22 protein-coding genes are annotated in these 22227 nt (G+C 55.8%); 19 read left to right on the top strand and 3 right to left on the bottom strand.

Features of this window, described 5'->3' with window-relative positions; translation table 11 throughout:
* Positions 1 to 55: 55 nt before the first annotated feature.
* The 14 genes from urtB to GOW48_RS04045 all read left to right on the top strand — a co-directional run bounded on the left by urtB (position 56) and on the right by GOW48_RS04045 (position 14042).
* Positions 56 to 2008 carry an urea ABC transporter permease subunit UrtB gene (gene urtB / locus GOW48_RS04110; protein ID WP_170751618.1) on the top strand — a complete coding sequence of 651 codons (1953 nt, stop codon included), beginning with the start codon at positions 56 to 58 and terminating at the stop codon, positions 2006 to 2008.
* Between the two features lie 3 nt (positions 2009 to 2011).
* The gene (gene urtC / locus GOW48_RS04105; protein WP_170751616.1) at positions 2012 to 3241 is read left to right on the top strand and encodes an urea ABC transporter permease subunit UrtC; all 1230 of its coding nucleotides are present in this window, start codon (positions 2012 to 2014) and stop codon (positions 3239 to 3241) included.
* Positions 3238 to 3978 (top strand): urea ABC transporter ATP-binding protein UrtD, encoded by a 741-nt coding sequence (urtD, locus tag GOW48_RS04100; protein WP_170751614.1) that lies wholly within the window; start codon positions 3238 to 3240, stop codon positions 3976 to 3978. The genes urtC and urtD overlap by 4 nt, the downstream gene beginning before the upstream one ends.
* Before the next feature lie 3 nt (positions 3979 to 3981).
* Positions 3982 to 4677, top strand: coding sequence for an urea ABC transporter ATP-binding subunit UrtE (gene urtE / locus GOW48_RS04095; protein ID WP_170353399.1), 696 nt, complete (start codon positions 3982 to 3984; stop codon positions 4675 to 4677).
* Positions 4678 to 5066: 389 nt separating this feature from the next.
* Positions 5067 to 5252: a Flp family type IVb pilin gene (locus tag GOW48_RS04090; RefSeq protein WP_170751612.1), complete on the top strand. Its 186-nt coding sequence runs from the start codon at positions 5067 to 5069 to the stop codon at positions 5250 to 5252.
* 151 nt (positions 5253 to 5403) lie between these two features.
* Complete coding sequence (locus GOW48_RS04085; protein WP_170751610.1) at positions 5404 to 5589, top strand: Flp family type IVb pilin; 186 nt, start codon at positions 5404 to 5406, stop codon at positions 5587 to 5589.
* 164 nt (positions 5590 to 5753) lie between these two features.
* On the top strand, positions 5754 to 6614 hold the full coding sequence (gene cpaB / locus GOW48_RS04080; protein WP_170751608.1) for a Flp pilus assembly protein CpaB: 861 nt from the start codon (positions 5754 to 5756) through the stop codon (positions 6612 to 6614).
* 28 nt (positions 6615 to 6642) lie between these two features.
* Positions 6643 to 8208, top strand: a complete 1566-nt coding sequence (locus tag GOW48_RS04075; protein WP_170751606.1) for a Tad domain-containing protein — start codon at positions 6643 to 6645, stop codon at positions 8206 to 8208.
* The gene (locus tag GOW48_RS04070; protein ID WP_170751604.1) at positions 8205 to 8711 is read left to right on the top strand and encodes a TadE/TadG family type IV pilus assembly protein; all 507 of its coding nucleotides are present in this window, start codon (positions 8205 to 8207) and stop codon (positions 8709 to 8711) included. Before GOW48_RS04075 ends, GOW48_RS04070 begins: the two co-directional genes overlap by 4 nt.
* A complete protein-coding gene (locus tag GOW48_RS04065; RefSeq protein ID WP_170751602.1) occupies positions 8708 to 9346 on the top strand; it encodes a TadE/TadG family type IV pilus assembly protein in 639 nt (212 codons plus the stop codon). The genes GOW48_RS04070 and GOW48_RS04065 overlap by 4 nt, the downstream gene beginning before the upstream one ends.
* A gap of 11 nt (positions 9347 to 9357) precedes the next feature.
* Positions 9358 to 10560 carry an AAA family ATPase gene (locus GOW48_RS04060; protein ID WP_170527250.1) on the top strand — a complete coding sequence of 401 codons (1203 nt, stop codon included), beginning with the start codon at positions 9358 to 9360 and terminating at the stop codon, positions 10558 to 10560.
* Between the two features lie 48 nt (positions 10561 to 10608).
* Positions 10609 to 12006: a CpaF family protein gene (locus tag GOW48_RS04055; RefSeq protein ID WP_170751600.1), complete on the top strand. Its 1398-nt coding sequence runs from the start codon at positions 10609 to 10611 to the stop codon at positions 12004 to 12006.
* 11 nt (positions 12007 to 12017) lie between these two features.
* Positions 12018 to 13046, top strand: a complete 1029-nt coding sequence (locus GOW48_RS04050) for a type II secretion system F family protein (protein WP_170751598.1) — start codon at positions 12018 to 12020, stop codon at positions 13044 to 13046.
* A 12-nt stretch (positions 13047 to 13058) separates the two neighbouring features.
* Positions 13059 to 14042, top strand: coding sequence for a type II secretion system F family protein (locus GOW48_RS04045; RefSeq protein WP_170751596.1), 984 nt, complete (start codon positions 13059 to 13061; stop codon positions 14040 to 14042).
* 6 nt (positions 14043 to 14048) lie between these two features.
* Here GOW48_RS04045 and GOW48_RS04040 read toward each other — a convergent pair whose 3' ends face one another.
* Complete coding sequence (locus tag GOW48_RS04040) at positions 14049 to 14537, bottom strand: A24 family peptidase (RefSeq protein WP_170751594.1); 489 nt, start codon at positions 14535 to 14537, stop codon at positions 14049 to 14051.
* Positions 14537 to 15193 carry a helix-turn-helix transcriptional regulator gene (locus GOW48_RS04035; RefSeq protein ID WP_170751592.1) on the bottom strand — a complete coding sequence of 219 codons (657 nt, stop codon included), beginning with the start codon at positions 15191 to 15193 and terminating at the stop codon, positions 14537 to 14539. Before GOW48_RS04035 ends, GOW48_RS04040 begins: the two co-directional genes overlap by 1 nt.
* Positions 15194 to 16059: 866 nt before the next feature.
* Here GOW48_RS04035 and GOW48_RS04030 point away from each other — a divergent pair.
* The 5 genes from GOW48_RS04030 to GOW48_RS04010 all read left to right on the top strand — a co-directional run bounded on the left by GOW48_RS04030 (position 16060) and on the right by GOW48_RS04010 (position 21280).
* Entirely contained in the window at positions 16060 to 17406 is a 1347-nt protein-coding gene (locus GOW48_RS04030) for a substrate-binding protein (protein WP_170353387.1), read from the top strand.
* A 101-nt stretch (positions 17407 to 17507) separates the two neighbouring features.
* Positions 17508 to 18539 (top strand): branched-chain amino acid ABC transporter permease, encoded by a 1032-nt coding sequence (locus tag GOW48_RS04025; protein WP_170353386.1) that lies wholly within the window; start codon positions 17508 to 17510, stop codon positions 18537 to 18539.
* A gap of 3 nt (positions 18540 to 18542) precedes the next feature.
* A complete protein-coding gene (locus GOW48_RS04020; RefSeq protein ID WP_170751590.1) occupies positions 18543 to 19748 on the top strand; it encodes a branched-chain amino acid ABC transporter permease in 1206 nt (401 codons plus the stop codon).
* An 11-nt stretch (positions 19749 to 19759) separates the two neighbouring features.
* The gene (locus GOW48_RS04015; protein WP_170751588.1) at positions 19760 to 20515 is read left to right on the top strand and encodes an ABC transporter ATP-binding protein; all 756 of its coding nucleotides are present in this window, start codon (positions 19760 to 19762) and stop codon (positions 20513 to 20515) included.
* A gap of 9 nt (positions 20516 to 20524) precedes the next feature.
* Positions 20525 to 21280, top strand: coding sequence for an ABC transporter ATP-binding protein (locus tag GOW48_RS04010; RefSeq protein WP_170751586.1), 756 nt, complete (start codon positions 20525 to 20527; stop codon positions 21278 to 21280).
* Positions 21281 to 21528: 248 nt separating this feature from the next.
* On the opposite strand, the gene gph is transcribed toward GOW48_RS04010, so the two are convergent.
* A complete protein-coding gene (gph, locus tag GOW48_RS04005; protein WP_170751584.1) occupies positions 21529 to 22203 on the bottom strand; it encodes a phosphoglycolate phosphatase in 675 nt (224 codons plus the stop codon).
* Between the last annotated feature and the right edge of the window lie 24 nt (positions 22204 to 22227).

The raw sequence follows: 22227 nt of genomic DNA, 5'->3' as shown, positions 1-22227 counted from the left end.
CGCAAGGCGGGTGTGACCGCCCGCCTTGCCCCTAAAGACACTCGGGTTTCTCCACATGCTACGACTATTCCTTGCGGGCCTCGCAATCCTGTGCGCCTGCCTGACTGCCAACGCGCAAGAGGGCGGTTTGCAACCGATCCTGCAAGAGCATCAGGAGATCATCGCCAAAAGCTCGCGCAAGACGATCGGACCGGCGATTGAAGCGATTGCCAGCAGCGGGTTGCCGCAAGCGCAGGTCATGCTTGAGACGTGGGCCGCCAAAAACGTGTGGATGCGCAAGTCCGATGGCCTGTTCTTTGCCGGCAAAAAGGGTGAGGGGCGGTCGTATGAGCTGACCGATTTCGACACCGGAGAGATCGTCGGGACGTTTGAGAAATCCGACCTGAAACAGTTGAAACCCAATAGCGGCATCCGCGCGATGATCGGCACGGCGCTGGTACAATTCCAGTTGACCGACCCGGATCGTGCAAAACGTCTGGCTGCTTTGACATCTATCCAACGCGATCCCGAGGGCGCTCTGCTTGAGCCGCTGCGCGCGTCGATTGATGAAGAACCCGACGCCGATCTGAAAGCGCAGAAGCAACGCCTCGAGCGGTTGCTGACCATCGGCTACGACGAAGATACTGCAGCCCGTGTGGCCGCGATCGAGGAGATGTCTGACGATCTGGGTGTGGACGTGCGCGCGGCTTTGAACCCTCTGGTCGTGACCAGGCTGCAAACGGCGACAGACTTACCTTCGGATGTGAATATCGCCGGTGTTCTGCAACCCGGCTCGGATGACCTGTCGCGTGATGCGGCCTATGACCTGTTGGTCGCCAGCGATTTGGCCGCGCCGCGTGTTTCGGCGGATGACATCCGTGCGGCGTTGGCTGCCAATATCGACGGAGGCCGCGTGGGCGGTGTTCCGGTCGCGCAACTGAACTCCGACGCCGCCCGCGCGCAGGCTTATGCGGCATTGGCCGAAGCCGGAACTGTTCCCGCGTTGATAACGCAGACTGACATCGATGCAGCGCTGGGCGCGCATGTGTTCTTTGAAACCTATGCAGAGCCGTCGGGCGAAGTCACAGCCGCCGCGGAAAAGGCGCTGGAGCAGATCGAGCTGAAGGTCGGCCTGAACCAGACCCTCGACCTGACGCTGGACGCGATTTCTCTGGCCTCGATCTATTTCCTTGCGGCCATCGGTTTGGCCATCACCTTTGGTGTGATGGGCGTCATCAACATGGCCCATGGCGAGTTCATCATGATGGGCGCTTACACCGGATACGTGGTGCAGCAGTTCATCCCCGATCATACGCTGTCGATCATTGTCGCAATCCCGATGGCCTTTGCCGTTACCTTCGCCATGGGCGTCGCGATGGAGCGGTTGGTGATCCGTTGGCTGTATTCGCGTCCGCTGGAAACGCTGCTGGCGACCTTTGGTATCTCGATTGCGCTTCAACAGCTGGCTAAGAACATCTTTGGCACGCAGGCCCGCCCGCTGACTGCGCCCGGCTGGCTGGACGGAGCATGGGTGCTGAACGATGTGGTCTCAATCAGCTATATCCGCATTGCGATATTCGTGCTGGCGATGATCTTTCTGGGGCTGTTCCTTTATATCATGAAGCGCACACGGCTGGGGCTTGAGATGCGCGCCGTGACGCAGAACCCGCGCATGGCTGGGTCTATGGGCATCAATCCGGGTCGGGTTAACATGCTGACCTTCGGGCTGGGCTCGGGCATCGCCGGGATCGCGGGTGTCGCGATTGGCCTGTTCGCCAAGGTGACCTCCGATCTGGGCAGCGACTATATCGTGCAGAGCTTCATGACGGTGGTTGTCGGCGGTGTCGGCAATATCTGGGGGGCACTGGCGGGGGCCGGCATGATCGGCTTCCTGCAAAAGGGGATCGAGTGGATGAACCCGTCGAACACCCTCGCGGCGCAAACCTACATGATCATCTTCATCATTATCTTCATTCAGTTCCGGCCAAGGGGCATCATCGCCCTCAAGGGCCGCGCGGCGGGGGATTGAGCCATGGAACGTAGCTTTGTCGCCAAAAATCCCTCGGTGCTTGTCTTTCTGGCCATCCTGTCCTTGTTCACCTTGGGCGTTACCGTCCTGTCCGAAGGGTTCGGCATCGGCGTGATCTCAACCAGTTTCGTCAAGACGCTGGGCAAGACCCTGTGCCTGTGCCTGATCGCCGTGGCGATGGATCTGGTCTGGGGCTTTACCGGCATCCTGTCCCTTGGCCATTTCGCCTTTTTCGGGCTGGGCGGCTACATGATCGGAATGTGGCTAATGTACGAACGTACCCGCCTGATTGTGGTCGAGTCACTGTCGCAAGCCGAAATTCCTCCGACGTCATCCGAGGTCGTGGACGCCATCGGCACGCAAATCTTCGGCGTCGTCGGGTCGTCCGAGTTCCCGCTGATCTGGGCCTTTTCCGACAGCCTGTTCCTGCAACTGGCACTGGTCGTGTTGGTGCCCGGACTTCTGGCGCTGATCTTCGGCTGGCTCGCGTTCCGCAGCCGTGTCACGGGTGTCTACCTGTCGATCCTGACCCAAGCCATGACCTTGGCTCTGGCGCTGTATCTGTTCCAGAACGACAGCGGCTTGCGCGGCAACAATGGCCTGTCGGGCTTGCAAAACCTGCCGGGTGTCACTGCCTCACAGGACGTGGTGTCGGTCTGGTTCCTGTGGGCCTCGGCGTTTGCGCTTGGCTTGGGATACATGCTGGCGGCATGGGTGGTGTCGGGCAAGTTCGGCTCGGTCATTCGCGGCATCCGCGATAACGAGGCCCGGGTGCGGTTCCTTGGCTATTCAGTCGAGGTCTACAAACTGGCCGTCTTCACCCTGACCGCTTGCATCGCGGCCATTGCGGGCGCGCTTTATTACCCGCAGGCGGGCATCATCAACCCCGAAGAGATGGCGCCCATCGCTTCGATCTATCTGGCCGTCTGGGTCGCCATCGGTGGGCGCGGTCGCTTGTACGGTGCCGTCATTGGCGCGGCGTTCGTCAGCCTGCTGAGCACATGGTTCACCGGCGGGCAGGCCCCGGACATCCCGCTGGGGTTCTATACAATCAAATGGGTCGACTGGTGGCAGGTGCTGTTGGGCGTGTCCTTCGTGTTGGTCACGCTGTTCGCCCCGCAGGGGATCGGGGGGCTGTTCGACCTCTGGACCAATCGTCGCGCACCGCAGCGCCACGGCGCGGCCCTTGGGCCCGATGAAAGCGCACTGCGCGAGAAGGAGGCCACGGAATGAGTACTTTGCTAGAAGTCAGCGGCGTTTCCGTCTCCTTCGATGGGTTCCGCGCCATCAACAACCTGTCTTTCCAGATCGGCAACGCAGAATTGCGCGCGGTGATCGGGCCGAACGGCGCGGGCAAGACCACTTTCATGGATATCGTCACCGGCAAAACCCGACCCGACGAAGGCCGCGTCATATGGGGCGAGAAATCCGTATCCCTGCTGCGCATGAGCGAGGCCAAGATCGCGCAGGCCGGGATCGGGCGGAAGTTCCAGAAACCTACAGTGTTCGAAGACCAGAGCGTGCAGGAAAACCTGCTGATGGCGTTGAAGAACAAACGCGGATGGCTGGGTGTGCTGTTCTATCGCCCTTCAAAGGGTGATCTGGAGAAAGTCGAGGAACTGGCCGCCGAGATCGGCTTGAAGGACGAATTGACCCGCAAATCGGGCGAACTCAGCCACGGGCAGAAGCAATGGCTCGAGATTGGGATGCTTCTGGCACAGGAGCCGCGCTTGCTTTTGGTAGACGAACCCGCTGCCGGGATGACCCCGCAGGAACGCGAACACACCACCGACCTGCTGGTGCAGGCCGCCAAGACCCGCGCCGTGGTAGTCGTGGAACACGATATGGAATTTGTCCGTCGCCTGAACTGCAAGGTCACGGTGTTGCACGAGGGCGCGGTTCTGGCCGAGGGGTCTCTGGACCACGTGACATCAAATCAGGACGTCATTGACGTCTATCTGGGGCGTTAGACAATGCTGACACTGACTGACTTGACTCTGCACTATGGGCATTCGCAAATCCTGCACGGCATCTCGATGCAGGCCGCGCTGGGCGAGGTGACCTGCGTGATGGGCACCAATGGTGTCGGAAAGACCAGTCTGATCAAGGCGATTTCCGGCACCCACCCGCGTTCGGGCGGTGAGTTGGAGCTGAATGGCGAAGCGTTGCCGCCATTGCCCGCACATAAGATGGCATGGAAAGGAGTGGCGTATGTTCCGCAGGGTCGCGAAATCTTCCCATTGATGACTGTTCGCGAAAACCTTGAATCCGGGTTTGCGTGCTTGCCGAAGGACGAGCATTTCGTCCCGGACGAGATTTTCGATCTGTTTCCTGTCCTGAAGCAAATGCAAAATCGCCGGGGAGGCGACCTGTCGGGTGGCCAACAGCAACAACTGGCAATTGCGCGTGCCTTGATCACCAAACCCAAACTGCTTTTGCTGGATGAGCCGACCGAAGGTATCCAGCCCAATATCATCCAACAGATTGGCGATGTCATTCGGCATCTCAGAAGCAAGGGTGAGATGGCCATCGTTCTTGTCGAACAGTATTTCGACTTTGCCTACGACCTTGCCGACCGTTTTGTCGTGCTCAGACGTGGTTCCATCCTGATGGAAGGGGCAAGGCAGGACTTGTCGCGAGAGCAGGTTTTACAGGGCGTGACGGTCTAACGTCTAGCAACTTAAGACGAAAAACGCTGTACGGCCCCCGAGCGAGCGAGGGGTCGTTTTGCATTTTGTGGCTTAGGTTTTCCGGTCAACTTCGGAAAAGTGCACTGGTTTTCGGTGTTTTGTCGGGCTTTAGGGCTTACGCGAGCTGTCAAAGCACGATTCGTGTGGGTGGCGAATCTGTGAATTTTTGTGTTTGGCGGTCATGTTCAGCCTAACTCTGGCCACAAATCCGCCTAAGTTGAAAAAAAATTCCCGTTATGCGGGAAAACCTTTTCGTTTGGGGGGAGGTTCCATCGCGCCTCGCTTGGTATCAATTTTGTTAACGGGGATGTGAACCTCGTGTGTGTGCGGTCATTTCGCACTTGGTAAAACAGTCTGGAGTACAAATTATGAAGAATTCAATTCGCAAGATTTTCCTGAAACTGCGTGAAGACGAGCGCGGCGCGACCCTGGTTGAATATGGCATTGCTCTGTTTGTTGCCATCGTTGTTGGCGGTACAGTGCTCACTCAGCTGTCCGACCAAACAAGTTCGAACTTCTCGGATGCGGTTGGTGCTGCGACCCGGTCCAACTAACCAATCCCGTGCGGCGACACGAGATTGAACAGCTGATACCTCATACGTTGTTGAAGAAAAACATCATTGAGGTATCAGTTTAAGTAGAGGCACCCACCACGGGTTTGCGTTTAAATCTCGTACTCGGTTAAACATTATGGAGTATGAACTTATGAAAAATTCTATCCGCAAGGTTTTCTTGAGACTGCGTGAAGATGAGCGCGGAGCAACATTGGTTGAATATGGCATTGCCCTGTTTGTTGCGATTATTGTTGGCGGCGTGGTTCTGACCGGTTTGGCCGACACGACTAGCTCGAACTTCTCAGACGCGGTTGGTGCTGCGACCCGGTCCAACTAACCAATCTTCGACGATAGGTTAAAACGTTGGTTCCCCGGCCAAAAGTCGGGGTGTCACATCAGAATTAAACGGTTTTTCGTCAGTTAATCAGTCGGTTTGTTAATGAAGACAGCAATTCGCCCCAATCTGACGGCCTGAACCGACTTCGGAAATTGGAGGGCACTATGCGCGTTAAGTCTTTTTTGATGACATTCTTGGGTGTCGGTTTGGCAGGCGGTGCCGTTCTTATTGCCCAGGACCAAATTCAACGAAATCAGGAAGCTGCTGCAGACGCATCGATCGTCCGCGTTGTTGCAGTCGCCGAAGACATTCCATTTGGAACACCGATCGAAAGGTACAAGCTGACCACGATCGATTGGCCGGCAGAGTCGGTACCGGCTGGCGTGTTTACCAACTTTGATGATGTTCTACCTGAACCCGGAGCAGACCCGCGCCGCGCAAAGCGCGCATTGGCACAGGGTGAGATTTTGTTGGCCTCAAAGGTCTCGGACTTTGGTGAGAAAGTCACGATTGTGCAGACGATCGGGGAAAACAACCGGGCGGTTGCCATCAGTGTTGATGCGCAAACCGGCGTTGGCGGTTTCGTAACACCTGGCGATTTTGTAGATATCGTGTTGACCCGCGGGTCCAACGATGAGCTGCGCGCCATTACCATTCTTCAAAATATTCGCATTATCGGCGTCGACCAAACTGCGGACGAGGAACTGGATCAACCCGGTATCGCACGGACCGTGACGGTTGAAGTCACCCCGCAGCAAGGTCAGCGTTTGGCCCTGGCGCAAAAGGCAGGCCAGTTGAGCCTCTCGCTGCGTTCGCTGAACACAGAAGACGATGAGCCGCTCGAAGCAGTACGCCTGAGCGATATTCTTCTGGAAAAGTCACCAGCAGAAGATGGTGAACCGCAGCCGATTGTCAAAGTACGTCGCGGTATTTCCGAGGTCGAGGAGTTCAGGGTGGAAAATCCCACTGCGGCGTCTGCCGAACAGGACGTCCCCGTCACGGACACGTCCGGGACAGTGAACTAAAGCACGGAGTGTTTGGGAGGGTTTGACAATGTTTTCGGTTAAAGAGTTCAAGAAAGAAGAAGACGGCGCAATTCTGGTTTTTGTTGGAATGAGCCTGGTTTTCATCTTCGGCTTTGTCGCGCTGACTTTTGACCTTGGCCGTGTCGTTTCCACCCAAACCGACCTCCAATCCTACGCTGACCACGTTGCGCTGGCTGCCGCTGGTGAACTGGACGGCAACGGAGATGCGATTACCCGGGCTGAGGTCGCTGCCGCTGCGATGATTGCGGACGAACAGTTTTTTGCCGAAGGCGATCGTGCATTGGCCTCGGCCGCAGACTTCGATATTCGGTTTTTGACCGGTTTGCCCAATGACGCGCGTGACGAAGCTTCTGTCGCCAGTTTTGTGACAACCGACCCGACTTTGGCCGTCATGGCTGAGGTTACTGCAACGCCCCGGACAGTTTTCCTTCCATTCTCGCGCGCTTTGGCAACTTTGCTTGGTGCGACCCCGCAAGATGCCGAGGTCAGCGCACAGGCGATTGCAGGTTTCACGGCCTACGCGTGTGATGTCACTCCGCTAATGTTCTGCATCCCGTCGGGCTGGACTGCTAACGCGAATATCGGATCCACGATCAAGCTGCGCACTGGTCAGGCCAATGCTGAATGGGGTCCGGGTAACTTTGGGTTTCTTGATCCGATTGATTTTGGCATCAATCCGGAGGGGCCATGTGCGGGACTGAACGGCTCGAACCTGTACATTTGCCTAATCGCTGCCCAAGGTAACAAAGGTCGTTGCGTTGTGCAGCGGGGTGTTGATACCGAACCCGGTCAGCGCCAGGGCATCGGTGGAGCAATCTATAACTCGCGCTTTGACTATTTTACGTCGACCTTGACCAACGAAAGAAATGATCCCGATTACGCGCCGGGGCCGCAGGTTATTTCAGGATGGGTTCAACCCACTGGCAATGGAAATGGCAATGGAGGCGGCAACAGCTGCATCAGCGGTCAGCCCACGCTGTCCACAGATACCATGCCTTTCCCGCCGGATGACTGTTTTGCAGATGATACCTGCGGTTCGCTAGTCCCCAACAGCGGTGGTCGGTTTGGAAATGGCGATTGGTCCAATGGTCGCCAGGATTATCTGGATGTGAACTATGGCGCGGGCCTTGATCCTCTAAACAATCCGCTGCCGGTAAACAATTCCGACGGAGCCAATGTGATCCGTAACATGCCGACTGGACTGCCATCTGCAGGCGGAACAACGCGCTACCAAATGTATCTTGAAGAGATCAATCAATTCTCAGGCGGTCCGATCCTGTCTAATCGCTCGGAAACAGGGCGCGCGCAGTGCTCTACGCCTGCGTCGACTGATCCCGACCGCCGCACCTTTATTCTGGCTGCGATCGACTGCGCCGCGAACAACGTTCAAGGCCGTGCCGTAGATGTTCCGGTTGAGGAATATGTCAAAGGCTTCATGATCCAGCCTCTGGCGAATTCATCGGGTACCGATTTCGACATTTACCTTGAAGTGGTCGAACAAGTCGGCGGCGCCGGTCTGGGCGGCAGTGAAGATGACGGTATTTTCCGCGATGTCGTGAGGTTGTACCGGTGAAACGTTTGATCTCGCATATCCAACGCCTCAAGCGCTGTGAATCTGGCGCACCGATGGTCGAATTCGCGATGGTTCTTCCGCTGCTGATGCTGTTCATTGCAGTGATTATCGAAGGCAGCCGGATCACCTGGGCGCATCAGGCGGCTGCTGCCGGTGTCCGCGACGCCTCCCGGATGATCGCAAGGACGGCTCCGATTGACTTGTGCGCGACGGCCACGGGGCCGGTCACATTGGGCGGTGACTACGAAACGACAGCGACGACAATCGTCACAAACCAGCTTGGCGGCACATCGATCATGCCGATTGGCACATCCGTCGTGGACGTGATCCCCACCTGCCTGCGTCGCGATGGCGCCTATAGGGTCAACCCGGCCTCGGTGGTGGAAGTGACCGCTCAGGTTCGCGTCGAGTTCTTGTTTGGCAACGTTTTCAGCTTGTTCGGTGGCGCTCTGGGCCCGTTGAACATGGAAATCTCGGATCAAAGCAGGGTGTTTGGAATATGACACGTCTGGTTAACATCTTTCGCAATTTCCGTACGCAAGAACGTGGTGCAGCCCTTGTTGAAATGGCGCTGGTCGTTCCGCTTTTCCTTCTACTGATGTTTGGCATCGTGGATTATGGTCGCCTGTACTGGTCGACAACAACGGCTCAGAAGGCGATGCAAAAAGCAGCACGGCTGGCAACTGTCGGTCCTGCGCAGTGCGGAGCGTTGCCTGCGTCACATGAGTTGGTAAACAATCCATCAGGCACTCCTCGGTTCGGAACCTTGTGCCGCGTAGGTGGCATCTGTGAAGTGCCGAACTTGCCTGCCCCGTGCCGTCTGGACACAAGCACTGCCTACGGTGAGCGTATCTGGGATGAAATCCAACCGCTTCTGCCACCGGGCACAACCCCGACGAATGTGCAGTTCGCCTATACTCACGATCCACGCTTGGGTTTTCTGGGTGGCCCTTATACGCCGGTTGTTACGGCCGAATTGATTGATGTGGACTTCGATTTCGTAATGCCGCTGGCCGGACTGGCAGCACTGGCTTCCAATAGCCCGGCGGTAACTTCAAACACCCCAAATAGTATTTCCCTTCCCGCGATGAGCACTTCGGTTCCTGCCGAAGACTTGGGCATCGGGGCAGCAGAGTAAGGAGAAAGATAATGAGTGGAAAACAGATTTCAGTATTGTTGATTTCGCCCGACGAAGAGATCTACTCGGCGATTGAAGGGTCTCTTGCTGAACAGGAGAACTGCCAGTTCACTGGCCGAAAAGACACGGTCTCGGGTGTGAACGGTTCGGCCATCTCGCTTACGGCGCTGAATGATGTGGTTCTGTTCGACGTCGAGGAAGACAGCGACAAAATGCTGGAAACAGCACAGAGCATCTGCGATGCGCGGATGCCCAACGCAATTATCATTGCGCTGGCCCCGGAAGATCTGCCGCTTGAAAAAGCTCGACAGCTTAAGAAATTGGGCGTCGATGACGTTTTACCCCGGACCGCGATCAACGAGGAGATCGTGCCGCAGGTTGATGCGATCCGGACTCGTCGCCAAGCTCAGTTGCCTGCGGTTTGGGGCGGTCATGCAACGCTGGGCAAAGTGATTGCCGTGGCAAAATCTCGTGGTGGTGTTGGTTCTTCGCTTGTGGCCGCAAACATGGCCAACGAGTTGCAGCAGAAAGAAGGTTTCTTCAAGAAGAAAGCGGCCAACGAGGTTGCAGTGGTTGATCTGGACTTCCAGTTTGGTTCCATCGCGGCCCTGATGGACGTGGAAGAAAGCGATGCCATGTGGCGCATGGCAATGGACGAAAGCATTCCTGACACTGCGTTTCTGGATCAGGCAATGGCCAAAGCACCATGCGGTGTAGATGTTCTGGCAGCTCCATCACGTTATGGCCCGCTATCTGCCATCAAAGCCGAACAGATTGACGCTATTCTGGACAGTTTGCGCCGGTCTCACGACTACGTTGTGATTGATCTGCCGCGTGCTTTGGTCGAGTGGATCACTCCGGTGCTCGCTCAGGCGGACCGGCTGTATCTGGTTACGGATGTGGCCGTACCGTCGGTGCGCTCTGCCCGCAAGCTGATTGATTTTTATCACAGCGAAAACCCGGCTTTGGACATTCAACTGGTTGCAAGCCTTGAGAAAAAGCCCTTGTTCCCCGCGGCCCATCACCGCGCGGCGACCAAGCTACTTGAAAAAGACTTCTCGTATTGGGTGCCAAAGGACGAGCGTACAGTGCGCGAGTCCGTTGATCGAGGCGTTCCCTTGCAGGACGTGTCCAACCGGGCACCAGCGACACGGGCGATCAAGAAGCTGGCGGATGACACGCGGGCTTCTCTGCCGCCGCGCGTGAACAGCTGACGCCCGTTCCCCAAGCCGTGATGTAAGATAAAGTAAAAGGTTGAAAGAATGTTTCGTGAATTTGACAGAACGAGCCGTACAGCACCCAGCGCACCCAAGGTCGTTCCCTTGGATACCAAGAAGCTGGACTCTAACGTATCAGACATCGCAGCCTTTGAAGCCGAGAAAAAGGTCGTTGATCGCGAAAGACAGCAGGATCGTATTGACCTGAAGGCGCGGATGCACAACTCGCTGCTGGACAAGCTGAACCTCGCTGTAATCGACAAGGTTGAAGAGGACACTCTGCGCGGCGAGATTGGCAAGCACGCTACGGATCTGTTGCGCCATGAAGGCCGTGCGATGCGCAGCGAAGAGATCAAAGAGCTTGTCGAAGAGCTGATGCATGAAGTCCTGGGCCTTGGCCCGCTCGAGCCGTTGCTGGCCGACCCGACGATCAACGATATCCTGGTCAACGGCCATGAGCAGATCTTTGTCGAACGCGCTGGTATCCTTGAAAAAACTGAAGCCCGGTTCCGTGATGAACGCCACCTGCTGCGTATCATCGACAAAATCGTTAGCCGGGTTGGTCGCCGTATTGATGAACGTCAGCCTTGGGTGGACGCGCGTCTAGAGGATGGTAGCCGTGTGAACGCTATTATTCGGCCTTGCGCTTTGGATGGCCCTGCCCTGTCGATCCGTAAATTTGCTCGCGTTCCTTTGACGATGCAGCGTTTGGTGAACAACGGCGCCCTGAACGACAGTGCCGCAAATCTGCTGAGAGGGCTGGTTGACGCCAAGATGAATGTTCTGATCTCGGGCGGTACAGGCTCTGGTAAGACGACGATGCTGAACGCGCTTTCTTCTTACATTGGTGCGAACGAACGGATCGTGACAATCGAAGATGCTGCGGAACTCCAGCTGCAGCAGGAACATGTGCTGCGCATGGAGACGCGTCCGGCTGGTCTGGACGGAACAGGAGCGGTGGCGCAGCGTGACCTTGTTCGAAACGCGCTGCGGATGCGCCCGGACCGTATCGTCGTGGGCGAGGTACGCGGTTCGGAAGCCTTTGACATGCTGCAGGCCATGAACACAGGCCACGACGGATCGATGACTACGGTCCACGCGAACAGCCCAAGAGATGCCCTGTCGCGTGTCGAACAGATGGTCCAGATGGGTGGAATGGAACTGCCGCATTCGGCCATTCGCGCCACCATTGCCTCGGCAGTGCACTTTGTTCTGCAGTTGAACCGCATGTCAGACGGTACCCGCCGCGTGACTTCCATTGCTGAAGTGACCGGCATGGAAGGGGACATTGTGACCATGCAAGACATCTTTGTCTTCAAGCGCGAAGGCAAAGATGAGAACGGCAAAGTTTTGGGACGGTTCATGGCAACCGGTATCCGGCCGAAGTCGAGCGAAGCATTGGCCGCTGCTGGGGTAGACCTGTCCACCGTCCAGTTCACCTAAGGAGGCGGGTCATGTTCGAGCAAATTCGATCATTCTTTTCCAATCTCGATATCAACGGAATTGTTGGGCCCGAGATGGAAATCTTCGGTTTTGATGCGCGCTTTGTTCTCGCGTTGGCTGTTTTCCTGGGGGCTCTGATCGCATGGGAAGGGCTGCGGCAATTCCTGCGGCGGGGTGAAAACCGTGAAGAAGCGATCAATCGTCGCGTTCAGCTGCTAAACGAAGGTAAGAGCGGTGAAGATGTTTTAAACCTGCTTAAACCGCAGGAAGCCAAGCCGCTGATCCGGAATTTCCCGTTTGTGGGGGATCTTCCGGCAGCGTTGAAAGCGTCCGGTTTGAACATGGCCCCCGAGGTGTTCCTGATAGCTTGTGCTGCGGCCTTTCTTGTCTGCGCAATTGGCGGTTCGCTCGTGTCCAATCCAGTGCAGGTTGTGCCAATCTCGGCCGTGGTTTTCTTGTTTGGCCCGCTTGTTGTCCTCGGAAGCACGTTGAGAAAGCGTAAGGCCATGCTGATCAAGCAACTGCCTGATGCGCTGGACCTTATGGCCCGGGGTTTGAAAGTTGGGCATCCGCTGAACACTACGTTGCAGAGCGTTGCCGAAGAGATGCCTGATCCTATCGGCACCGAGTTCGGGCTGATTGTCGACCAGGTTGCCTACGGCGAAGAACTGCCGGATGCCTTGAAAACCCTTGCTGAGCGTATTGACGAAGAAGACATTCAATACCTGGCCGTTGCGTTGATGATGCAGCATGGTACGGGGGGTGATCTTGCCGGAATCCTCAGAACTCTGGCGCGGGTTATTCGCGCGCGAATGTCGCTGCGCCGTAAAGTCAAGGCGATCTCGGCTGAAGGTCGAATGACCGCATTTATCCTATCCAGTATTCCCGTCCTCATTGCTGTCTTTATGACGATCATGACACCGACCTATTACGGAGATGTTGCGGATGCTCCGTCGTTCTGGCCGGTAATGGGGGTGATCGCGGTAGCGGTGGTCCTGAATGCCATCGTATTGTTTAAGCTGGTGAATTTCCGGATATAAGGAGTTTCTCCGATGGAATATATCAATTCTATTCTTGCTGACGAAATTGGGTCACAAATCCTTTTGCTTGCAATTGTGATCCTTGGCGCAGTGCTCGCCTTTTTCGGAATTTCGTCCGCTTTCAGAGAACGTTCAACCGCTGCTGATCGCATGGCGCCAAGCCGGCCGCGCCAAAATTTGGCTCGGGGAACGCCGGATAAACTGGAAGGCGAAACGCCGACTGGCCTGAGCGCAGCGCTTATCCCTGCTGATGCAAGCGAGCGTCTCGAAGTCGGGCAGGTGCTGGCCAAGTCTGGCTTTCGCGGGAAGAACGCGATTGCGGGTTACTACTTTATCCGGTTGGGCTTGGCGACGTTTTTGCCGATGACCTTTATCTTTTTGCTCAACTGGCAGCCGCCGAACAACTTTGGCGCGCGGATCGCAGAATATATGGGCGGTCTGGACATGCTGGCGACCCTAAGAAACGTGGTCATTTTGGGTGCGATCGGTTTTTACGTTCCTCATCTGTGGATGCAAGCTCGTATCAAAGAGCGTAAATGGCAGATGGAGAGCGCCTTCCCGAACATGCTGGATCTTCTGCAGATTGGGATCGAAGCTGGTATGGGATTCGATCAGGCTCTGCTGAAAGTGGCCGTCGAAATGCAATTGGTTGCTCCAGAACTGTCCGAAGAAATACTGATCGCGCTAAGCGAGATTCAGGCAGGCCGGGATCGTGACACAGCTCTTATGCGTATGGCGCGTCGAACCGGGATCGAGGAAATGAGTGCTTTTGTAAGTGTTGTTCTTCAGTCGACCCGGTTTGGTGTTCCGCTTGCTGCTGCGTTGAACACGTATGCGGAAGAGATGCGGGAACTGCGTGAAGTACGCGCTCAGGAAAAGGCCAACAAACTGCCCGTCCAGATGTCGGCAGTCATGGCCAGCCTGATGTTGCCAGCTATTGCTGGTTTGATCCTGGCTCCCATCGTGATTCGGTACATGGAGACTTTTGGAAGCTAAGGCTGACTACGCATACAGAAGGACAGAATGCAGGGTCAAAACCAGCCCCGAAGACCCGATTGCGATCCCCATTGGAAACTCTCGCGATTGGGCAGTTGATTTGAAGCGCGGAGACAGGGTTTTGGCATAACGTCGTACCAAGGCCATCCCAACAAGCCCCAGACCCATACCTGCGGCCAAGAGCAGTAAATAGTCGGGAACTGCTGGGCTTGGAACAATGAGAAACACGACAGGAAGCATCTTGGCGTCCCCGCCGCCCAGCCATCTGACTGCGAACAGGCCAAAGCAAAGCAGAAAGCACGCTCCGCCAATCATGAGGCGCATGAACAACTCGTGCCATTCCAGAAACGGGGCGGTGGCCACGAAAATGACCAGGCCGATGATGCAATAAGTGTTAGGAATTCGCAACTGAGTGAAATCAGTCCACGCTGTAGCCACAAACAGCGGCGCGAACAGCCATAGGGCAATCCAATTTTGCCAGTCTAATTCAGGCATTAAGCCCTTGCTTGATGCAGTTTCCCGTACAGCGCCTCGCGCTCTTCGACCGACACTAGTCTGCGTGCCAGCATATGGAAATTATCCAGACCGGTTTTCGAATAGATATGTTTGAGGTGTGTCCTGACAGTTGCAGGTCCAATTCCCAACTCAGCGCCGATACCTTGGGATGATATGCCACGAGACACCAATACGCACACACGCCATTCGGCACGGGTAAGCCCCGCAGGGTTTTCGGTGCTCAGGATAGGCACTTCAATGCTTGTCTTGCGGATGGTTGCGACGGTCTGCCGGGACAATGCCTCGGTCACAAGGCCAGCGCGCCGGCTCTGAAACGTCTCGGACAACTGTGGAGCAATCTGTTCGATTGCCTCCTTATAGCCGGGTTCGGGATTCTGACCAAAGTGCAGCTCAAGAAAGTCTATTTCGCCAGCCTGATGGTCCAGACACAGGAACAGGATGTCCGAGATTTTGCGATGCGCAATCCAATCCGTCAGGACCGGTGACAGTTTCGCAGGGTCCTCGCCATCTTCACGCAAACTGAAAACAGATGCCCTTTTCGGCATGTTGCGAAAAGGTCCAAGCGCGTCATTGGCATAGGACAAGAACAGAGGGCGGCTGATTGATGGATCGCGCGTGTCCGAGCGCGCGGCCACCCTGTGGGCACCTTTGTTCAGCCACAAACGGCTTATTACGGCGCAGTCTGCACCGAAGGCTTCCACTATACCATTGAGAGCTGCGTCCAGAACAAGGCCGCCCTGACTCCAATGAATGAAATTTATGATTGCTCGTGCATGAAGCGCATTTGGCAGCCACGCTCCAGTTTGAGCCTTCCCCCCATTCATACGTCACCATTCCATACTAATTACAACAAAAATGCGGCTTACGCCAAAAGCGGACAAATGCCCACTCGATTCTTTAACGATTCTTTTGAAAGTCTAAAGTACCACCTAAAAAATTAACTGAAAATTAATGGAACATAAATTTAGAGCAACGAATGAAAGTTGTGACTTTATGGCCTCCTTTCTGGGGACAAACGAGCGAGCTCCTTTAGACTGTTTCTTTCATGGCGTGTTATGCGCTCTGGCTTGAGTCGTTATGAGTGTTCATAATGTCAGTTATAGCGATAAAAAAGTTCATCAAAGATCAGCAAGTTTAAGCTCTTCAGAATGTGCTCTCAGGTGTTTCAATGCGGCGCGGATAAGTGTCATTGTGAGAACTCTTTGCATTTGGCCCTAAGGGTGCATCTTGAATCAGCGAGCTTGGCGACGGTTTTAGGTTTTTGACAAGAATATTGGATTCACAATTAAACATCTGTAATTAAAAAGTAAAAAACTCAAAAATGACCAAACATTAACTGATTTTCGCATTTCTTGTGTATTTGTTTACCTAACATCGTTGCAAGTTTAATAGGTTGTTGAGAAATTTTCGGATGGGCCTCCATACTCATAGAACGCAGAAATGCGCCTTCACTCGCTGGAAGAGGAGCCAGAGAGTGAAAATTGGGAAATGGGAGGAATGAATGACTAACAAATCTGTCACACGCCGCGGCGTGCTGAAGTCCGGTGCCGTTGCGGGAACCGGTCTGGCCCTGCCTACGATCTTCACCGCTTCGTCAGCAGCAGCCTACACTAACGAGCCCACAGGGTCTTCGGTTACCCTTGGTTTCAACGTCCCGCAGACCGGGCCATATGCCGAAGAAGGAAATGATGAACTTCTGGCGCAACAGCTGGCGGTCGAGCATCTGAATGGCGAAGGCGATGGCGGTTGCCTGAACACCTTTACGTCCAAGGCGCTCAAGGGGAACGGTATCCTTGGCAAAAAGGTCGAGTTCGTAACCGGTGATACACAAACCAAATCGGATGCAGCCCGCGCTTCGGCCAAGTCGATGATCGAAAAAGACGGGGCCGTGATGATCAACGGCGGATCGTCCTCGGGCGTGGCCGTTGCGGTTCAGGGTCTGTGCCAGGAGGCGGGCGTGATCTTTATGGCGGGTCTGACCCATGCCAATGACACCACCGGTAAAGACAAGAAAGCCAACGGTTTCCGCCACTTCTTCAACGCCTATATGTCGGGTGCCGCGCTGGCGCCGGTGCTGGCGGCTGAGATGGGCAAGGAACGCCGCGCTTATCACCTGACAGCTGACTACAACTGGGGCTGGACCCAGGAAGAGTCGATTGTTGCTTCGACCGAAGCCTTGGGATGGGAAACGGTCAACACAGTCAAAACACCACTCGCGTCAACGGACTTTTCGTCCTACATCGCTCCGGTTCTGAACTCGGGCGCGGATGTTCTGGTTCTAAACCACTATGGCGGCAACATGGTGAACTCGCTGACCAACGCGATTCAGTTCGGCTTGCTGGACAAGGTGGCCAATGGCAAGGACTTCAAGATTGTCGTGCCGCTGTATTCCGAACTGATGGCCGCTGGTGCGGGTGAGAACATCAAAGGCGTGCTGGGTTCGATGAACTGGAACTGGCAGCTGCAGGATGAGGGCACCAAGGCCTTCGTGAAATCCTTCGGTGAAAAGTACGGCAAGCCGCCATCCAACTCGGCCCAGACCTGCTATGCGCAGGTTCTGCTATATGCCGATGCGGTCGAGCGTGCGGGTACGTTCAACCCTTGTGGCGTTGTCGAAGCGCTGGAAGGGTTCGAGTTCGACGGTCTGGGCAACGGTAAGACGCTGTACCGCGCCGAAGACCACCAGTGCTTCAAAGATGTGCTGGTCGTGCGTGGCAACGAAAACCCGACCAACGCCTATGACACGCTGGAAATCGTCGAGGTGACCCCGGTTGAACAGGTGACCTATGCACCTGATCATCCGATGTTCGCCGGCGGTGACCTGGGTTCCTGTAACTCGGGCGCATAATCCGCGCCTCAGAATTTTCGACGAAAATTCTTGTACCTGAAACTGGGCTCTCCTGCTGACGCAGGGGAGCCTGCCTTGAAGGCAACAAAAGGGGGGGGACAATGGACGCCATACTTCTTCAAATCCTAAACGGGCTCGATAAGGGATCGGCATATGCGCTTATCGCGCTAGGGCTGACGTTGATCTTTGGCACGCTGGGTGTTGTGAACTTTGCCCACGGGGCTCTGTTCATGATCGGCGCTTTTTGTGCTGTTACCCTGCAAAAGCTGTTTAGCCTCAGCTTTCAGACCATCGACGAAACCCAGACGGACTTTCTGGGTAATCCGCTGAAGGTCGAGACACCTTATGTCGAGGCGTGGTTCGGTCCCGAGGTCGGTGCGTCAATCATCGACTGGTCGGTGCCTCTGGCGATCTTGTTCGCGATCCCGATCATGCTGTTGGTCGGCTACGTGATGGAACGCGGGCTGATCAAGCATTTCTACAAACGCCCCCATGCGGATCAGATCCTTGTGACATTTGGTCTGGCTATCGTACTGCAAGAGGTCGTCAAGTATTTCTTCGGGGCCAACCCGATCCAGACCCCGCCGCCCGAAGCGCTTAATGGCTCTATCGATTTGGGCACCATGATCGGGTTCGATCCGAACGCAATCATTTATCCGATCTGGCGTCTGGTCTATTTCGGCTTTGCGGTTGCCATTATAGGTGCAGTCTTCTCATTCCTGCAATTCACCACCTTCGGCATGGTTGTTCGCGCAGGTATGGCCGACCGGGAAACCGTGGGTTTGTTGGGCATTAACATCGACCGCCGATTTACCATCATGTTCGGGATCGCTGCGGCGGTGGCAGGACTGGCCGGGGTGATGTACGGGCCGCTCAATCCGCCCAACTATCACATGGGGATGGACTTCTTGGTCCTTAGCTTTGTTGTGGTTGTTGTAGGTGGCATGGGATCGCTGCCTGGTGCCGTGTTGGCGGGGTTCTTGCTGGGGGTCCTCGAGAGCTTTGCCTCGACCACTTGGGCCACGACCACGATTCCGGGCATCAACCAGATCATCATCTACCTTGTCGCCATCATCGTGCTGCTGCTGCGGCCACGCGGGCTGATGGGGCGCAAAGGCGTGATGGAGGACTAATCCATGTTTGGACTGAACAAGAAAGACACCGGGCTGCTGATCATCGTTGGGATTCTGACGCTGCTGGCCCCCTTCATCCTGAACCCGTTCCCGGCGGACAGCGCCATGGCGCAGTTCAACGCGGGCTACCCCGACCTGATGCAGCGGTTCGTGATCTTTGGCATCTTCGCCATCGGGTTCAACATCCTGTTTGGCCTGACCGGATACCTGTCCTTCGGCCATGCGGCCTTTCTGGGCGTGGGATCGTATTCGGCCGTTTGGATGTTCAAGCTGCTCAGCTATAACGTCATCCCCGCCATCGCGCTGAGCGTGGTGATCGCTGGGTTGTTCTCTTTGCTGATCGGTTATGTCAGCCTGCGGCGGTCAGGGATTTATTTCTCGATCCTGACGCTGGCCTTCGCACAGATGAGCTTTGCGCTGGCCTATTCGGTGCTGTCGAACCCCAAATTCAACCTGACCAACGGGGAGACTGGCCTTCAGGTCTATGCAGATGACCCGCAGATCCTGCAGGGGGCCAATGCGCCCGACCTGCCGCACCTTTTCGGATTACCCATGCGCGCGACTTATACGCTGGACATAGGCGCGTGGAGCTTTGACTTCAACGCAGGCTACTACCTGTGTGCGGTGGTTATGATGGTCGTGTTTTATCTGGCGATCCGTATCTTCCGGTCGCCTTTCGGGATGATGCTGCGGGCGGTGAAGTCGAACCAGCAGCGGATGAACTACACCGGGCTGAACTCGAAACCCTATACGCTGGCGGCCTTTGTGATCTCTGGCATGTATGCCGGTCTGGCTGGTGGCCTGATGGCCGCGATGGATCCGCTGGCCGGGGCCGAGCGGATGCAGTGGACGGCCTCGGGCGAGGTGGTTCTGATGACCATCCTTGGCGGTACCGGAACGCTGATCGGTCCGGTTCTGGGCGCGGGCTTCATCAAGTATTTCGAGAACATATTCTCGAAAATCAACGATAACGTCCTGCACAGCTGGTTTGCCATCCTGCCCGACGGGTTGGAGGACGCGGTGGTGTTCATCATCCACCCGTTCATCGGCAAAGGCTGGCACCTGACATTGGGTATCCTGTTCATGTTGGTGGTGATTTATCTGCCTGGCGGCCTTGTCGAAGGCGGACAGCGGGTATCGAACTGGTTCAAACGTCGGAAATCCGGTGCGGATGATGCGCCTTCGGGCAAAACCGAGCCAGCGGAATAAAGGAGGCGACTATGGCAATTCTACGTGTAAAAGACGTCAGTAAACGCTTCGGTGGCCTAAAGGCGCTGACGGACGTGAACCTGAACGTCGAGGAAAATTCGGTTCATGCCATCATCGGCCCCAATGGCGCCGGCAAGTCGACCCTGCTGAACTGTCTTGTGGGTAAACTGATGCCGGACACCGGGTCGGTCCTGTTTGACAACAACTCGGTGCTAGGGCTCGAACCGTTTCAGATCAACCAGATGGGCATCAGCCGTGTGTTCCAGACCCCCGAGATTTTCGGTGAGTTGACGGTGATGGAGAACATGTTAATCCCGATTTTCGCCATGCGAGACGGGGCGTTTCGGATGCACGCCTATGAGACGATTGCCAAGGAAAAGGACATCGTGGAACAGGCCGAAGCGATGCTGGTCGAGATGAACATGGCCGACAAGCGCGAAATGCATGCCGCTTCCTTGTCGCGTGGTGACAAGCGTCGGCTTGAGATCGGCATGTGCCTTAGCCAGAACCCGCGTCTTTTGCTGCTGGATGAACCGACGGCTGGCATGGCGCGGGCCGATACCAACAACACGATCGACCTGCTGAAACAAATCAAGGATGAACGCGACATCACCATCGCGATCATTGAGCACGATATGCATGTGGTCTTCAGCCTTGCCGAACGGATTACCGTGCTGGCACAGGGCACACCCTTGGTGGAAGACGCGCCAGAGAACATTCGCGGTAACCCCAAGGTTCGCGAAGCCTATCTGGGCGAGGCAGCGTAAGGAAAAGCTATGAATCAGAAACCGGACTTTTCGAAAAACGCCAATATGGCCACAACTGCGCCCGCCTTTCTTTCGGTGTGGGATATGCACTCGTACTACGGCGAAAGCTACATCGTTCAAGGTGTCAGCTTCAACGTGCACGAGGGCGAGATTCTGGCTCTGCTCGGCCGGAACGGGGCTGGTAAGACCTCGACCCTACGCTCGATCGCGCGTCTTGATGACCCCGAAGTGCGCCATGGCGAGATCTGGCTGGACCACCAGCCTCTGCACAACAAAACAAGCTACGAGGCCGCAGCGGCCGGTCTTGGTCTTGTCCCCGAGGATCGCCGGATCATCCCCGGCTTGACAGTCGAGGAAAACCTGCAACTTGCTCAGATTGCGCCACCAATTGGCTGGTCGCTTGAACGTATCTACGAGTTGTTCCCCCGTCTTGGCGAGCGACGCAAGCAAGAGGGTGTGACCCTGTCAGGTGGCGAGCAGCAAATGCTGGCTATAGCGCGTGCATTGGCACGCGACATCAAGGTTTTGCTGTTGGACGAGCCCTACGAAGGATTGGCCCCGGTGATCGTGGATGAGATCGAAAAGACTCTGATCCACGTAAAGCAACAGGGCATGACCACGATCATCGTTGAACAAAACGCCGTGCGTGCATTGGAATTGGCCGACCGCGCAATCATCCTGGATACAGGTAGTATCGTGTTTGACGGCACTGCCAGCGAAGTGCTGGAGAATACGCAACTGCGTGAGGAATATTTGGCGATCTGATCCGGACAATCCGTTGCAAAGAGTTAAGGCGGGGTGGGGAACCACTTCGCCTTAGTTGTTTCAGGGCTGCAAAAAGGGCGATTGAATTCGAACGACGGTTGGAGGTTTTCCTGCCTCTACGGGAAACCCCCAATATCTTGCAAATACGAAATACCTTAATTGTAAATCATCCAAGGTTTTACCAAGGACATTTCCCCCTTTGAGGGGCTGGCTTCTTACCCCCTCGGCCGGCCCCTCAGTTCCTTGGATCAGGCCGTTTCTTCCAGTTTCGATATCGCTTGCTGGACCAACGAGGGCAGCTTTTCGTTGTGGTCGTAGTTAAGTGCATGAGGGATTTCGGATACAGGTGACTTCCGATACCCTTCGGTGAACAGCAGAAACGGAACCTGCGCACGTTGCGCGGTTTCGGCGTCGACTTCGCTGTCGCCAATAAACAGGCGCGGACCGGTCGGGGTGACGGCGGCGAAACTGGCGTGAAGATGCGCGGGGTCGGGCTTGCGTGCGTTCAGAGTATCACCGCCAAAGACGGTATCGAAATGATGAGCGAGGCCCAAATCCCGCAGAATATCGCGGGCGGGGGCCTCGGGCTTGTTGGTGCAAATGCCCAAAACGCATCCCATATCGCGCAGCTGCTGTAGCGCCTCGGAAACACCGGGATAGGGCACGGTCAGCGCACTGGATGCGGCGGAATAATGTGCAAGTGTACGCTCAGTCAGTTCTGCATGGCGATCAAGTGGCATGTCGCAATGCCTGATGACACGTTCGACCAATTTGGGAAGGCCATTCCCAACGAATTGCTGGATTGTCTTTTGTGGAAGATGGGGGCGTCCCTCGTCCTGCAGCATGCGGTTCGCGGCGGCCGCGATATCAGGCAAACTGTCGATCAGCGTTCCGTCCAGATCGAACATGAGCGTTGCAGTCATGGAAAACCTCGGGCGTTTGAATTG

Source organism: Ruegeria lacuscaerulensis (assembly GCF_013033355.1).
GTDB lineage: Bacteria > Pseudomonadota > Alphaproteobacteria > Rhodobacterales > Rhodobacteraceae > Ruegeria > Ruegeria lacuscaerulensis_A.
This window is presented reverse-complemented; position numbering and strand designations above follow the sequence as displayed.

Bases quoted from the DNA above. Each gene is read 5' to 3' on its own strand.
- GOW48_RS04075 (WP_170751606.1), top strand. From the start codon at position 6,643: ATGTTTTCGGTTAAAGAGTTCAAGAAAGAAGAAGACGGCGCAATTCTG.
- urtE (WP_170353399.1), top strand. From the start codon at position 3,982: ATGCTGACACTGACTGACTTGACTCTGCACTATGGGCATTCGCAAATC.
- gph (WP_170751584.1), bottom strand. From the start codon at position 22,203: ATGACTGCAACGCTCATGTTCGATCTGGACGGAACGCTGATCGACAGT.
- GOW48_RS04010 (WP_170751586.1), top strand. From the start codon at position 20,525: ATGAATCAGAAACCGGACTTTTCGAAAAACGCCAATATGGCCACAACT.
- cpaB (WP_170751608.1), top strand. From the start codon at position 5,754: ATGCGCGTTAAGTCTTTTTTGATGACATTCTTGGGTGTCGGTTTGGCA.
- GOW48_RS04015 (WP_170751588.1), top strand. From the start codon at position 19,760: ATGGCAATTCTACGTGTAAAAGACGTCAGTAAACGCTTCGGTGGCCTA.
- GOW48_RS04065 (WP_170751602.1), top strand. From the start codon at position 8,708: ATGACACGTCTGGTTAACATCTTTCGCAATTTCCGTACGCAAGAACGT.
- GOW48_RS04050 (WP_170751598.1), top strand. From the start codon at position 12,018: ATGTTCGAGCAAATTCGATCATTCTTTTCCAATCTCGATATCAACGGA.
- urtB (WP_170751618.1), top strand. From the start codon at position 56: ATGCTACGACTATTCCTTGCGGGCCTCGCAATCCTGTGCGCCTGCCTG.
- GOW48_RS04060 (WP_170527250.1), top strand. From the start codon at position 9,358: ATGAGTGGAAAACAGATTTCAGTATTGTTGATTTCGCCCGACGAAGAG.
- GOW48_RS04020 (WP_170751590.1), top strand. From the start codon at position 18,543: ATGTTTGGACTGAACAAGAAAGACACCGGGCTGCTGATCATCGTTGGG.
- GOW48_RS04085 (WP_170751610.1), top strand. From the start codon at position 5,404: ATGAAAAATTCTATCCGCAAGGTTTTCTTGAGACTGCGTGAAGATGAG.
- urtD (WP_170751614.1), top strand. From the start codon at position 3,238: ATGAGTACTTTGCTAGAAGTCAGCGGCGTTTCCGTCTCCTTCGATGGG.
- GOW48_RS04045 (WP_170751596.1), top strand. From the start codon at position 13,059: ATGGAATATATCAATTCTATTCTTGCTGACGAAATTGGGTCACAAATC.
- GOW48_RS04090 (WP_170751612.1), top strand. From the start codon at position 5,067: ATGAAGAATTCAATTCGCAAGATTTTCCTGAAACTGCGTGAAGACGAG.
- GOW48_RS04040 (WP_170751594.1), bottom strand. From the start codon at position 14,537: ATGCCTGAATTAGACTGGCAAAATTGGATTGCCCTATGGCTGTTCGCG.
- urtC (WP_170751616.1), top strand. From the start codon at position 2,012: ATGGAACGTAGCTTTGTCGCCAAAAATCCCTCGGTGCTTGTCTTTCTG.
- GOW48_RS04030 (WP_170353387.1), top strand. From the start codon at position 16,060: ATGACTAACAAATCTGTCACACGCCGCGGCGTGCTGAAGTCCGGTGCC.
- GOW48_RS04025 (WP_170353386.1), top strand. From the start codon at position 17,508: ATGGACGCCATACTTCTTCAAATCCTAAACGGGCTCGATAAGGGATCG.
- GOW48_RS04055 (WP_170751600.1), top strand. From the start codon at position 10,609: ATGTTTCGTGAATTTGACAGAACGAGCCGTACAGCACCCAGCGCACCC.